This is a genomic window from Streptomyces sp. BL1 (assembly GCF_057628045.1).
Window position 1 is genome coordinate 5,038,224 of sequence record NZ_JBXYWZ010000002.1, and the last position, 13,517, is coordinate 5,051,740.

At 71.0% G+C, this 13,517-nt stretch carries 8 protein-coding genes; 4 read left to right on the top strand and 4 right to left on the bottom strand.

Translation table 11 applies throughout. From position 1 onward, the window contains the following. Nucleotides 1-139 precede the first annotated feature (139 nt). Both AC3AGO_RS22140 and AC3AGO_RS22145 read left to right on the top strand, forming a co-directional pair. Nucleotides 140-4,039 carry an ABC transporter ATP-binding protein gene (locus AC3AGO_RS22140; protein ID WP_487821962.1) on the top strand — a complete coding sequence of 1,300 codons (3,900 nt, stop codon included), beginning with the start codon at nt 140-142 and terminating at the stop codon, nt 4,037-4,039. Between the two features lie 152 nt (nt 4,040-4,191). Beyond that, nucleotides 4,192-6,870 carry a glycosyl hydrolase family 65 domain-containing protein gene (locus tag AC3AGO_RS22145; RefSeq protein WP_487821963.1) on the top strand — a complete coding sequence of 893 codons (2,679 nt, stop codon included), beginning with the start codon at nt 4,192-4,194 and terminating at the stop codon, nt 6,868-6,870. A gap of 65 nt (nt 6,871-6,935) precedes the next feature. Here the strand turns inward: AC3AGO_RS22145 and AC3AGO_RS22150 are convergent, their stop codons facing one another. Then, entirely contained in the window at nt 6,936-7,418 is a 483-nt protein-coding gene (locus tag AC3AGO_RS22150) for an NUDIX hydrolase (RefSeq protein WP_487821964.1), read from the bottom strand. A gap of 173 nt (nt 7,419-7,591) precedes the next feature. Here AC3AGO_RS22150 and AC3AGO_RS22155 point away from each other — a divergent pair, with 173 nt between their 5' ends. Then, the gene (locus tag AC3AGO_RS22155) at nt 7,592-9,019 is read left to right on the top strand and encodes a S28 family serine protease (RefSeq protein WP_487821965.1); all 1,428 of its coding nucleotides are present in this window, start codon (nt 7,592-7,594) and stop codon (nt 9,017-9,019) included. Nucleotides 9,020-9,096: 77 nt separating this feature from the next. Here the strand turns inward: AC3AGO_RS22155 and AC3AGO_RS22160 are convergent, their stop codons facing one another. The 3 genes from AC3AGO_RS22160 to AC3AGO_RS22170 form a co-directional block, all read right to left on the bottom strand. After that, the gene (locus tag AC3AGO_RS22160; protein ID WP_487824761.1) at nt 9,097-9,714 is read right to left on the bottom strand and encodes an LppU/SCO3897 family protein; all 618 of its coding nucleotides are present in this window, start codon (nt 9,712-9,714) and stop codon (nt 9,097-9,099) included. Nucleotides 9,715-10,160: 446 nt separating this feature from the next. Further along, nucleotides 10,161-11,033 (bottom strand): sugar phosphate isomerase/epimerase family protein, encoded by an 873-nt coding sequence (locus tag AC3AGO_RS22165; RefSeq protein WP_487821966.1) that lies wholly within the window; start codon nt 11,031-11,033, stop codon nt 10,161-10,163. A 60-nt stretch (nt 11,034-11,093) separates the two neighbouring features. Further along, a complete protein-coding gene (locus AC3AGO_RS22170) occupies nt 11,094-12,194 on the bottom strand; it encodes a LacI family DNA-binding transcriptional regulator (protein WP_487821967.1) in 1,101 nt (366 codons plus the stop codon). Between the two features lie 157 nt (nt 12,195-12,351). On the opposite strand from AC3AGO_RS22170, the gene AC3AGO_RS22175 reads away from it, so the two are divergent. After that, nucleotides 12,352-13,509 (top strand): Gfo/Idh/MocA family protein, encoded by a 1,158-nt coding sequence (locus tag AC3AGO_RS22175; RefSeq protein WP_487821968.1) that lies wholly within the window; start codon nt 12,352-12,354, stop codon nt 13,507-13,509. Nucleotides 13,510-13,517 lie beyond the last annotated feature (8 nt).

The window sequence follows — 13,517 nt, forward strand, 5'->3', positions numbered from 1 at the left end:
GCCCCGCGCCCTCCACGCGCCCTCCGCGTACGCCGCGCGCGGTTTGTTGCGCAGTATTGCGTGGGGATGAAATCCCCACGCCAGCGCGTTGCAGCATCCGGCAGCAGAGATCAGCCGTCGGACAGCGGGAGGGCGCGCAGTGGCGGGGACCGAGAAGGACAGCAGGCCGGCCGGCCGGGACGGCACCGAAGGTGCCGGATGGACACGGCGGCTGGCTTCGTACTGCTGGCGGTACAAACGCAGCGCGCTGCTCGCGCTGGGCGCCTCCCTGGGCGGTATGGCCGTCACGGCGCTGGTGCCGCTGCTGACCAAGGTGATCATCGATGACGTGGTGGTCGGCGGGCAGGGCGACATGGCGCTCTGGATCGGGTTGCTGATCGTCGCGGCCATCGCCGTCTACGCCTTCACCTATGTGCGCCGGTTCCACGGCGGCAGGCTCGCCCTCGACGTACAGCACGACCTGCGCACCGAGATGTACCGCTCGATCGTCCGGCTCGACGGACGCAGTCAGGACGAACTGTCGACGGGGCAGGTCGTCGGCCGCGGCACCAGCGACCTGCAGCTCGTACAGAGCCTGCTGTTCATGCTGCCGATGATGATCGGGAACGTGCTGCTGTTCGCCGTCGCGCTCGTCGTGATGCTGGTCCTCTCCCCGCTGCTGACCCTCGTCTCGCTCGCCGTCTTCCCCGCCCTCTGGTGGATCGCCAACCTCAGCCGCACCCGGCTCTTCCCCGCCACCTGGTACGCACAGCAGCAGGCCGGCGGCGTCGCGTCCGTCGTCGACGGCGCCGTGACCGGCGTGCGCGTGGTGAAGGGATTCGGGCAGGAGAGCCAGGAGAAGGGCAAACTGCGCGACATCAGCCGCAGGCTGTTCGCCGCCCGGCTGCGCACCGTACGGCTCAACTCCCGCTACACGCCCGCTCTGCAGTCCATCCCGTCGCTCGGGCAGGTGGGCATGCTGGCGCTCGGCGGCTGGATGGCCACCGAGGGGCAGATCACCCTCGGCACCTTCGTCGCCTTCTCGACCTACCTCGCCCAGCTCGTCGGCCCGGTCCGCATGCTCGCCATGATGCTCACCGTCGGCCAGCAGGCCCGCGCCGGCGTCGAGCGGGTCTACGAACTCATCGACACCGAACCGCGCATGGCGGAGCGCCCCGGCGCGCACGAGCTGCCCGAAGAGGCCGACGCGTCCGTCGAGTTCGACAACGTCACCTTCGGCTACGGCCCGCACGGCGCGGCCACCGCGGACGGCTCCAAGGACGACGCCGCCGATGACTCCAAGGACGCCTCCACGGACGGCGGTTCCGGAAGCCGAACTGTGGGCCGTCCCGTGCTCGACGGGTTCAGCCTGCGCATCGAGCCCGGCGAGACCGTGGCCGTCGTCGGCACCAGCGGCAGCGGCAAGTCGACCGTCTCGCTGCTGCTGCCCCGCTACTACGACGTGACCGGCGGCGCCGTACGCGTCGGCGGGCACGACGTGCGCGACCTGACGCTGGACTCGCTGCGCTCGGCCATCGGCCTCGTGCCCGAGGACAGCTTCCTGTTCTCCGAGTCCATACGGGAGAACATCGCCTACGGCGCGCCCGACGCCACCGACGAACAGATACGCGCCGCGGCACGTGCCGCACAGGCCGACGGCTTCATCACCGAACTGCCCGACGGGTACGACACGGCGGTCGGCGAGCAGGGCCTCACCCTCTCCGGCGGACAGCGGCAGCGAATAGCACTCGCGCGCGCCATCCTCACCGACCCCCGGCTGCTGCTCCTGGACGACGCCACCTCCGCGGTCGACGCGCGCGTGGAGCACGAGATCCACGAGGCGCTGCGCGGCGTCATGGCGGGCCGCACCACACTGCTGATCGCGCACCGGATGTCCACCCTCGCGCTGGCCGACAGGATCGCCGTGCTGGACGGCGGCCGGCTCATGGACATCGGCACCCACGACGAACTGACCGAGCGCTGCGGCCTGTACCGGCGGCTGCTGACCGACCCGGACGAGCTCGGCGAGGTCGACCGCGACCCGGCGGGCGCCGCCGGGCACCACGACGACGAGCGGAACGCCGACGGCGTCACCCTCGGACTCTGGGTGCGCCGGCAGGCCTCCGGCACGGACGACGACAGCGACACGTCCGGACTGGGCGCCGACGCACAGTCCGGCGCTCCGGGCAGCTTCGGTGCGGCGCTGGGCTCCTCGCCCGGCAGCCCCGAACTCCTCGCCCGGGTCGCCGCTCTGCCGCCCGCCGACGGCGTCCCCGACGTCGACGAGGAGCGTGCCGAACGGGAGGAGACCTCGTACGGACTGCGGCGTCTGCTCGGCGGCTTCGGTGCCGCACTCGCCGTCGCACTCGTCTGTGCCGCGTTCGACGCGGGCTTCGGGCTGACGCTGCCCATCCTGATCCGGCACGGCATCGACGACGGTGTGCAGAAGGCGGCCCTCGGCGCCGTGTGGACGGCGGCAGGACTGGCGCTGTTCGTGGTGGCGGGACAGTGGGCGGCACAGTTCGGCTCGATGCGGCTCACAGGGCGTACCGGTGAACGTGTGCTCTATGCCCTGCGGGTGAAGATCTTCGCGCAGTTGCAGCGCCTCGGACTCGACTACTACGAGCGGCACTTGGGCGGCGCGGTCATGACGCGCATGACGACCGACGTGGACGCCCTGTCGACCTTCCTGCAGACCGGACTCGTCACCGCTGTCGTCTCCGTCTTCACCTTCCTCGGCATCCTCGTCGCCCTGCTCGTCATCGATGTCCAGCTCGCCCTGGTCGTGTTCGCGTCGCTGCCGCTGCTGATCATCGGCACGGTCTTCTTCCGGCGGCAGAGCGTCAAGGCGTACGAGCTGGCACGCGAACGTGTCAGCGTCGTCAACGCGGACCTCCAGGAGTCGGTGGCAGGACTGCGCATGGTGCAGGCCTTCCGGCGGGAGGGCAGCGGCGCCGAACGGTTCGCGCGCCGCAGCGACAGCTACCGGCAGGCGCGGGTGCGCGGACAGTGGCTGATCTCGGTCTACTTCCCGTTCGTCCAGCTGCTCGCCTCGCTGGCCACCGCCTCCGTACTCATCGTCGGCGCGGGCAGGGTCGAGGCCGGCACGCTGACGGCGGGCGCGCTGGTCGCCTATCTGCTCTACATCGAGCTGTTCTTCGCGCCGGTGCAGCAGCTGTCGCAGGTGTTCGACGGCTACCAGCAGGCGTCGGTGGCCCTCGGCCGCATCCAGGAACTGCTGAGCGAGCGGACCAGCACCCCGGAGCCGGAAAAGCCGCGTGAGGCGGGGCCGCTGCGCGGCGAGATCACGTTCGAGGACGTGTCGTTCCGGTACGGGTCGGCGGACGGCTCCCTCCACGAGGAGGAGGCGCTGTCCGGCATCAGCCTGGACATCCCGGCGGGACAGACCGTCGCGTTCGTCGGCGAGACCGGCGCCGGGAAGTCCACCCTGGTGAAACTCGTCGCGCGCTACTACGACCCGACGGACGGCGCCGTCCTGGCGGACGGCGAGGACCTGCGGACCTTCGGTCTCGCGGGCTACCGGCACCGGCTGGGCGTCGTGCCGCAGGAGCCCTACCTCTTCCCGGGCACCGTGCGGGACGCCATCGCGTACGGGCGGAGCGACGCCACGGACGCCCAAGTGGAGACCGCCGCACGGGCGGTGGGGGCACACGACATGATCGCCGCGCTGACGGAGGGCTATCTGCACCCCGTGGCCGAACGGGGCAGGAACCTCTCGGCCGGTCAGCGGCAGCTCATCGCGCTGGCCCGCGCCGAACTCGTCGACCCCGACGTGCTGCTGCTGGACGAGGCCACGGCGGCGCTCGACCTCGCCACGGAGTCACTGGTGAACGAGGCGACCGACCGGCTGGCCGGCACCCGCACCACGCTGGTCGTCGCGCACAGGCTCACCACGGCGGCGCGTGCCGACAGGGTGGTGGTGCTCGACCACGGCCGGATCGTCGAGGACGGTACGCACAGGGAACTGCTCACCCGCGAGGGGCACTACGCGCGGCTCTGGCGCACGTTCTCCGGGGAGACCGAACCGGCGGCGGTGTGACGGTGTGACGCGTGCGTGCCCCGGTGCGGCCGGGGCACGCACGTCCGTCGGAGGGGCCGGACGGCCGTACCGGAGCCACGAGATGGAGTTCAAGGATTTAACACATGGCGAGCTCTATTGACTCGTCATGTTCACATCTTTAGGTTCGCTCCATGCTTCGACCAGCCCGCCTCATGGCGCCGGCGCTCGCGTGCGCCCTGGTGGCCGCCGTTCCGCAGGCCTCGGCCGCCCAGCCACCGCAGCAGCACCACCAGCCGGCGGGGAGCCCCGGCGGCTGGGTGCTCTCCTCCCACAAGTTCACCCCGGACGACGGCTACCGGCCGTTCGTCGGAAACGGCTATCTGGGCCAGCGTGTGGCCGCCACCGGAGCGGGCTATTCCGCGAGTGGCGAGAAGACCGGATTCCCCCTCTACACACCGCGCTACGACGGTTCAGTCGTCGCGGGGCTCTACGGCCACAACAAGAGCACGGCCAAGGACAAGGCGGCCGTCGCCGGGCTGCCCAACTGGACCGGGATCAACGTCACCGCAGGCAGCGGCCGTTCACAGGCGACCTTCTCGTCCGGTACGCCGCGCGGCCGGGTCTCCGGCTACAAGCAGTCGCTCGACATGCGCGAGGGAACCGTACGCACCTCGCTCACGTGGACGGCGCCCGACGGACGGGCCACCGACCTGACGTACGAGGTCTTCACCGACCGGAACCACCAACACGCGGGCGCCGTACGGCTGTCGATGACGCCGCACTGGAGCGGTCCCGCGAAGGTGACCGACGTACTGGACGGGCGGGGCGCCCGCCGCGTCAGCCAGACCGGCGGCGGCGACCGCGGTGCCGGATCGATGGACGTGGCCTTCCGCACCCACGGCTCGAAGACCGCGGGAGCGGTGGCCTCCACGCTGCGCCCCGGACCCGGAATGCGTACAGGTGGTGAACAAAAGGCCACCGATGCCCGGAAGTTGACCACGAAGCGGGACGTGTCCTTCTCCGCGCGGCGCGGCCACACCTACGACGTCACCAAGTACGTCGGCGTCGACACCGCGCTCACCTCCAAGTCCCCGCGGAAGGCGGCACTCTCGGCGTCGCGGAAGGCCGCGTCGCGCGGCTGGGACCGGGCGCACGCGGACCATACGGCGGCATGGCGGAAGCTGTGGCAGACCGACATCCAGGTCAACGGCCGTCCGGAGATGCAGAAATGGCTGCGCTCCGCGCAGTACGGACTGCTGTCCAGCACCCGGAAAGGCGCCGACGACAGTATTGCCCCGACGGGGCTGAGCAGCGACAACTACGCGGGCCTGATCTTCTGGGACGCCGAGACCTGGATGTACCCGGGCCTGCTGGCGACTCATCCGAAGCTGGCCAGGTCCGTACTGGACTACCGCTACCGCACCATGCCCGGCGCGCGTGCCAACGCCCGCAAGCTGGGATACGACGGACTGTTCTACGCCTGGAACGCCGGCAGGAAGGGCGACGCCTGGCGCGAGTGCCACAGCTGGGACCCGCCGCACTGCCGCACGCAGAACCATCTGCAGAGCGACATCGCCCTCGCCACCTGGCAGTACTACCTGGCCACAGGCGACAAGCAGTGGCTGCGCGAACGCGGCTGGCCCGTGCTCAAGGGCATCGCCGAATTCTGGGCGAGCCGGGCGCACAAGAACGCTGACGGCAGCTACTCCGTCAAGAACGTCGCGGGTCCCGACGAGTACAGCAACGGCGTCGACGACGGGGTGTTCACGAACGCCGGTGCGGCGACGACGCTCCGTCAGGCCGCCCGCGCCGCACAGCTGGTGGGCGAGAAGACACCGGCGAAGTGGCACACCGTCGCGGACAAGCTCCGCATCCCCTTCGACAAGAAGAAGGGCATCTACCAGCAGTACGACGGCTACAAGGGCACGACCATCAAGCAGGCCGACACGGTGCTGCTGATGTACCCGCTGGAGTGGCCCATGTCCCGGAAGACCGCGACCCGCACGCTCGACTACTACGCCCAGCGCACCGACCCCGAGGGCCCCGCCATGACGGACTCGGTGCACTCCGTGGACGCCGCGGCGACGGGCGAGCCGGGCTGCTCCGCGTACACCTACATGGAGCGCTCCGTACGGCCGTTCATGCGGGAGTTCGGCAACTTCTCCGAGGCGCGCGGGGAGAAGGCCGGGGCGAACGACCCGCTGTCCGGTTCGCCCGCACAGGACTTCCTCACCGGCAAGGGCGGCTTCCTGCAGACGTTCACCCACGGGCTGACCGGACAGCGGCTGCGCGAGGGCAAACTGAAGCTCGACCCGATGCTGCCGCCGCAGCTCAAGGACGGCGTCACGCTGAAGGGACTGCGCTGGCAGGGGCGTACGTACGACGTGTCGCTCGGCGCGCACAGTACGACCGTCCGGCTGACCGACGGCGACCCGATGACGCTGGACACCCCGCAGGGCGAACAGACCGTCAGCGAGGCCGCGCCGGCCGTGCTCAAGACGCGCCGGCCCGACCTGCAGCCGACCGACAACGCGGCCAGGTGCCGCAGCGCGCAGGCGAGTTCGGAGCAGCCCGGCATGTACGCCGGTGCCGCGGTCGACGGGAGCACGGCCACGGCATGGATGCCGGACGGCAAGCGGGGCAGTGTGACGGTCGATCTGGGCGGAGTGCGCAGCGGCGGTACGGTCACGCCGCAGTGGACCCGTCCCGCGCCGCAGAGCCACACGGTCGCCGTGTCGTCCGACGGCAGGAACTGGCGGCAGGCGGACGCGGACGGGCGCCGGCTGCCCTACCGCTACGTGAAGGTGTCCGTGAGTGCCAAGGACGCCGAGAAGCCCGCGGGAATCACGGAGTTGAAGGTCACCCAGTGAACGGTCACGCGGTGACCACCCGCTGAACCGAAAGACCTGCCGGGGCCGGCCGTACAGCCGTACGGTCAGCCCCGGCAGACGTCGATCAGATACTCGTCCACAGTCTGTACCAGGCCGTTCAGCGGCTCGTCGCCGTCGCGCCAGTGCACGGCGGCGATCTCGTCGTTCTCCTCGAAGGGCAGCGGACCCTGCGAGTCGGCGGTGAACACGGCGCCGTACAGCATCCGTTGGTCCGCACCGAGCAGCGTCTGCGCGTACCCGGCGAACCGCAGCGCGTCCTCCTCGACCCGCTGCCCGGTCTCCTCCCACAGCTCTCGCACGGCGGCGGCGCGGGGCGTCTCGCCGGACTCGATGCCGCCGCCCGGCAGCTCCCACAGCGCACGGTGGCGCACGTACACCATCAGCGGGCGTCCCTCGTGCCGCAGGATGACGAGCACATAGGCGACCGGTGCGTCGTCGAACTGCCGCCCCTCCGGGAGGCGGTGGAAGGCGAGCAGCGCCATCCGGCGCGGCCCGGTGGCCAGCGGCTGCGGTGAGAGTTCCGGCATGCGGCCACCTTAGGGGTGTCCGGCGGGCCTTCGTGGCGTCGCGGACCGGCCCGCCGGCCCTCCCGGCGTCCGTACGGGGCGATTCCGGTCACGGAGGAGGTCTGGCGGGACGGGTGGCGCGCCGATAGGTTCCCTCCGACCTTTGTCACCACAGGGGCTACAGGGGAGGGAACATGCGTACAACGCTCAGATGGGTGCTGTCGTCCGCGATGCTCATAGGCAGCGTCGGGGCCGGCGGCATCTCGGCGGGGGCCGCCACCGCGGCCGGAACCGGCACGGCAGGCACCGACATCAAGGACCGCATCCTCGCGATTCCGGGGATGAGCCTGGTCCAGGAGAAGCCGGTCGACGGCTACCGCTACTTCGTCCTGAACTACCGGCAGCCGGTGGACCACCGGCACCCGGAGAAGGGCACGTTCAAGCAGCGCATATCCATCCTGCACAAGGGCGAGAGCCGTCCGACGGTCTTCTTCACCTCCGGCTACGGCCTCAACACGAACCCGAGCCGCAGCGAGCCCACGCAGATGGTCGACGGCAACCAGGTCTCCATGGAGTACCGGTACTTCACCCCGTCCCGGCCCGACCCGGCCGACTGGAAGAAGCTCGACATCTGGCAGGCCGCCAGTGACCAGCACCGTATCCACGACGCGCTGGACCGCATCTACAGCAAGAACTGGGTGTCGACCGGCGGCAGCAAGGGCGGGATGACGGCGACGTACTACCGCCGTTTCTACCCCCAGGACATGGACGGCACCGTCGCCTACGTCGCGCCCAACGACGTCAAGAACGACGAGGACTCCGCGTACTACCGGTTCTTCGAGAACGTCGGCAGCGACGAGTGCCGCAACCGGCTGAACGCGGCGCAGCGCGAAATCTTCGAGCGCCGCGACGAGTTCGTGTCCCGCATCGACAAGTGGGCCGAGGACAAGGGCTACACGTTCAAGCTGGCGGGCAACGCGGACAAGGCCTTCGAGCTGATCGCCCAGGACCTCGTGTGGGGCTACTGGCAGTACCACCTGGACGGCAAGGAGTGCGAGACAGTGCCGTCCCCCGAAGCGCCGACGGACGACCTGTACAAGTGGGCCGACGAGATCGGCGGCTGGGAGGCCGGTACGGACCAGGGCATGGAGCCCTACACGCCGTACTACTACCAGGCAGGCACCCAGCTCGGCTCGCCCGACTACGAGGAGCCCCTGCTCGACGGCCTGCGCAAGTACCCGGGCCTCAACGTGCCGCGCACGTACGTCCCCAGGGACATCCCCATGACGTTCGACAAGGGCGCCATGAAGGACGTCGACCGGTGGGTGCGGACGAAGTCGCGGCACATGCTGTTCGTCAACGGGGAGAACGACCCGTGGAGCGCCGAACCGTTCACCGTCGGACAGGGCAGCAAGGACTCCCACCGCTATGTGGCGCCCGGCCAGAACCACGGCGCGAACATCGCCAAACTGAGCGAGGACGACAGGGCCGCGGCCACCCGCACCCTGATGCGCTGGGCCGGAGTGAAGACCGACCCGTCGGCGAAGCCGAAGCGGCTGACGGAGTACGACGCGAAGCTCGACAAGGGCACCGCGCAGAAGCAGCAGACACTGCGTCCGTGACCCACCGCGGCGTGCGTCCGTAACGCACTGTCGCACTGTCAGAAGGCTGCGCCCGCAGGGCAGTCCGGCACACCGGACTACCCGACGGCGCGGGCGCAGCCGACCGGCTCCCTGCCGTCCAGCCCGACGAAGAGCGTCGTGTCGGACGGGCAGTCACCGCGCACGGCCGCTGTGGAGGCCACCCGGAACCCTGGGGAGTGCTCGCCGGACCCGTCGCAGGGCGCCTCCCGCACCTCGCCCTGCCGGGCCGTGTACACGCAGTCGCCGACCACGGTCCGCGGGCCGCCGCCACCGCCCGGGTCGCCGGGGTGCGGCGGTTCGAGATTGCGCATGCACGCGTAGCCGCGCGGGACGCTGCCGTCGCCGTCCTCGTCGGCGTCCGGCAGCCGTTCGGTGATGTGCAGGACGAAGTCCGTGTACGCGGGACAGCGCGGCCCGTCCGCCTTCCGGCCGTCGTGCCGTGCGGTCACCTTGGCGACGGCACGTTCACTGCCGCAGGAGACCTCGCGGAAGTCGGCGCGGCCGCGCGAACTGCACTCGCCCCGCGCGAGGAACGAGGTGTCCAGCGCCGCGGGCGCGGCGGACGGCTGGCCGGGCTCTTCGTCGGTCCGCGGCTGCTGCTGACAGGCAGTCGCGCTCAGGGCGAGCGCCGCCGCGCACGCGGCCGCGGTGACAGCGGCGCGCACTGTAGGCATGCGCATGGTGTTTTCCCCGGCTTCCCCGATGTCCCCGACGTGGTGTCCCGGATGCACCGAAACCGCCGGGAAATCCCTTCAAATCCCCCTGAACATATCGCAGTCCAGCGTGCTGCGGCGCCGAGCGGGGAGCCATACGTCGAACGGGTGAGCCGCCACCGGTGCGGTTGAAGGGGGGTGTGCACCGATGGCGGCCCGCCGCCGGCCGCAGGCGGTTGGAGAGGTGGGTCAGCGACGCAGCCAGCAGCGAGGCCGACGCCGCACTGCGGGGACTCTCCGGCGGCATGCCAGTCTGACGGAGAGTGGCGGGTCAAGGTTCCCGGAATCCGGAGAAACTGTGGAAAGGGTGTGGATGGCGCATCGCGTACGTCTGCGGCCGGCCCGGACGCGGAGCGCGGCATCCGGCCGGGTGTCTGCACGGGAACCGGCGGGGCGTACGGCCGGTATCAGTGCGCGCGGTCCCCGTCGAGCAGGTGGCGAAGGTGTGCACGCACGCCCGGCAGCAGGGTGGACAACTCCCGCACCTCCGGGTACCAGCGCTTCTCGTACTCCCAGCACAGCCAGCCGCCGGAATCCGGGCGCAGGCCGTACTGCGACGCCTCGACCCCCTCCAAATCGCCCGATGTGGCGGGGGTTTCCTCCCGCGCACGCCTCAGCAGACCGACCACCTCGCGCAGCGGCAGCACCCCCTCACCGGGCGGCAGGGGAGTGGTGTCTTCGGGGGAGGCGACGTCCTTCACCTGTACGTAGCCGAGGTGCGGCGCGAGCAGCCGGAACGTGGTGTCGGGGTCCTCCCCGCCCCGCCAGGTGTGCAGTACGTCCCACAGCGCGCCGGCCGAGGGATGCCCGACGGCGGAGAGCACCCGGGCGGCGTCCGCGCCCGTGCGATGCGAGTCGTGTGTCTCCAGCAGGATGCGCACGCCCAGATCGGAGGCGAGCGGCGCCGCCTTGGCGAGCCGCCGCGCTGCCGTCGCGTCGGCCTCCTCGGCGGACGTGTCACCGCCGCCGGGGAACACGCGGACGTACGGTGCGTCGAGGTCGCGTGCGAGCTCCAGCAGGGCACGCAGGCCGGCCTGCACCTTGTCGTCCCCGCCCGGCTCGGCGATCTTCGTGTAGCCGGCCACGGCGAGGATCTCCACGCCCGCGTTCTTGAACTCCTCCACCACGCCGACGCGTTCGGACAGGCCGATCCCGGGATGCACCTGCTCCTCGGGGTGCGCGCGCAGCTCCAGTCCGTCGAACCCGTTGTCCGCGGCGAGGCGGACGGCGTCGGCGACGGGCAGACCGGGAACGCCGAGGGTGGAAAAGGCGAGTCGCATGAGATCAGCGCACCAGACGCACCGCCCCCACGACAAGGACCCCGCAGGGTTGCGTGGAGTTCACCCGCGGGGCGGGGCCGTCGACGCGCGCGCCATCAGGTCCGCGCGCGCGGTGGCCACGCCGCCCGGCGGAGGCGTCTCCCGGTCGAGCGCCAGCCGTCCCGCCCGCGCCCCCGCCTCGTGCAGCGGCAGCCGCACCGTGGTCAGCGCGGGGGAGGCGTCGGCGCTGAACGGCAGATCGTCGTAGCCCGCGACGGAGATGTCCTCCGGGATGCGCAGCCCCTGCTCCCGCAGCGCCGCGCAAATCCCCAGCGCCACCGTGTCGTTGGCGGCCAGTACGGCGGTGACGCCGGGGTCGCGGCGCAGCAGTTCCAGCGCGCCGTCGTACCCCGAGGCCCTGTCGTACGCGCCGCCGTGCACCGTCAGCCTGTCGGCGTCCGGCAGCAGTCCGGGGCTCCGCTCGCGGAGTGCGGCACGGTGGCCCTCCAAACGGTGCCGGGTGGTGGTCCGTTCGGCCGGGCCCGCGACGTAGCCGATGCGGCGGTGGCCCAGTGCGAGCAGGTGCTCGGTGAGCCGCCGGGCGCCGCCCCTGTTGTCGAAGGCGACGGTGACGATGGGCGGTGCCCCGGGTGTCTCTGCGGCGGCGCTCTCCTCGTGCGCTTCCGCCGGATCCGTCAGGGGCGGTCTGCCGCACAGCACCACGCGGGTGCCCCCCTCGGCGAGATGGCGCAGTCTGGCGGCCAGTGCCGCACGGTGCCCGGCGTCCTCCATGGCGCCGCCGGTCAGTACGACGGAGGCGGCGCGCTGCCGCTGCAGCAGGGTGAGATAGGTGAGTTCGCGCTCCGGTGAACCGCCCGTGTTGCAGACGACGGCGAGCTTCTGGCCCGTACCGCCGTCGCCGCCCATCTCGCTCTGCACGGCCCCCGCGATGATGCCGAAGAAGGGGTCGGCGATGTCGTTGACGAGCACGCCGACCAGATCGGAGGTGGCGGCCGCAAGCGCACTCGCCTGCCCGTTGACGACGTACTGGAGGTCTTCCACGGCGCGCAGGACGCGGGTCCGTGTCGCCCCGGCGACCGGGTAGTTGTTGCTCAGCACCCGCGACACCGTGGCCGCCGAGACTCCCGCGCGTGCCGCCACGTCGGCCAGGGTCACTGCCATCGTTACCTCCGTCGTCCACTGCCGCGTCATGTTCTCACTCCGCGGTTTGACACGTTTCAAAATTCCTCGGTGCACATCTCTTGCCCGGATGATCCGGGCGCCCGTACCGTCCTTCCTCGACGGCAAGCGCTTTCTATTCTCAAGGAGACCCTGTCGCATGCCCGTTGAGAAGCCCCTGTACCGCGCCGCTGTCGTCGGCACCGGCGGAATCGTCACCGGAAGCCACCTGCCGGCCCTGCGTGAACAGTCCGACCGCGTACAGCTGGTCGCGGCCGTCGACGTCGACGCCGAACGGCTCGCCGCCTTCCGGTCGCTGGCCGGAGAGGACGTCGCCGGCTACACCGGCATCGACGAGATGCTGGCCGCCGAACGCCCCGACCTCGTACTGATCGGCACGCCTCCCGCCCTGCACACCGGACAGGTCCGGGCAGCGCTCGGCGCCGGCGCGTGGGTGCTGTGCGAGAAGCCGCTGTGTCTCTCGCTCGACGAATACGACCAACTGGCCGCCGCCGAGGGGGAGAACGGCGGACCGTACGTCTCGCCCGTGTTCCAGCACCGCTACGGGTCCGGCGCCGTGCACGCGCGGGAGCTGCTGCGCGGCGGCGACCTCGGCAGGCCGCTCGTCGCGCACTGCCAGACCACCTGGTTCCGGGACGAGGCGTACTACTCGGTGCCCTGGCGCGGCCGTTGGGACACCGAGGGCGGCGGCCCGACGATGGGGCACGGCATCCACCAGATGGACCTGCTGCTGCACCTGCTGGGCGACTGGACGGAGATCCGCGCCATGGCGGGCCGGCTGGTGCACGACGTGGAGAGCGAGGACGTGTCCACCGCGCTCGTCCGTTTCGACAGCGGCGCGATGGCCACCGTCGTCAACAGTGTGCTCAGCCCGGACGAAGTGAGCCGCATACGTGTCGACTGCGCCGACGCGACGGTCGAACTGACGCACCTGTACGGCCACAGCAACGACGACTGGACGTACACCCCCGCACCGCACGTGCGGGAGCAGACGGACCGTACGGCCCGCTGGAGCGCGCCCGCCGCGGACCTGCCCAGCTCGCACGCCGCACAGCTGGACGGCTTCCTCGACGCCATGGAGAAGGGCGTCCGGCCGCCCGGCAGCGGAGCCGACGCGCGCCGCACCCTCGAATTCCTCGCCGCGCTCTACAAGTCGGCCTGTACGGCGCGCCCCGTGCGCGCGGGCGAGATCGGCCCCGCCGACCCGTACTACCGGGCCATGCACGGCAACCACCCCGACTGGGCGCCCAGGGCGGTCCAGGACGCCGGTACCGAAGGAGCAGTGACGCAGCGATGAGCGAACCG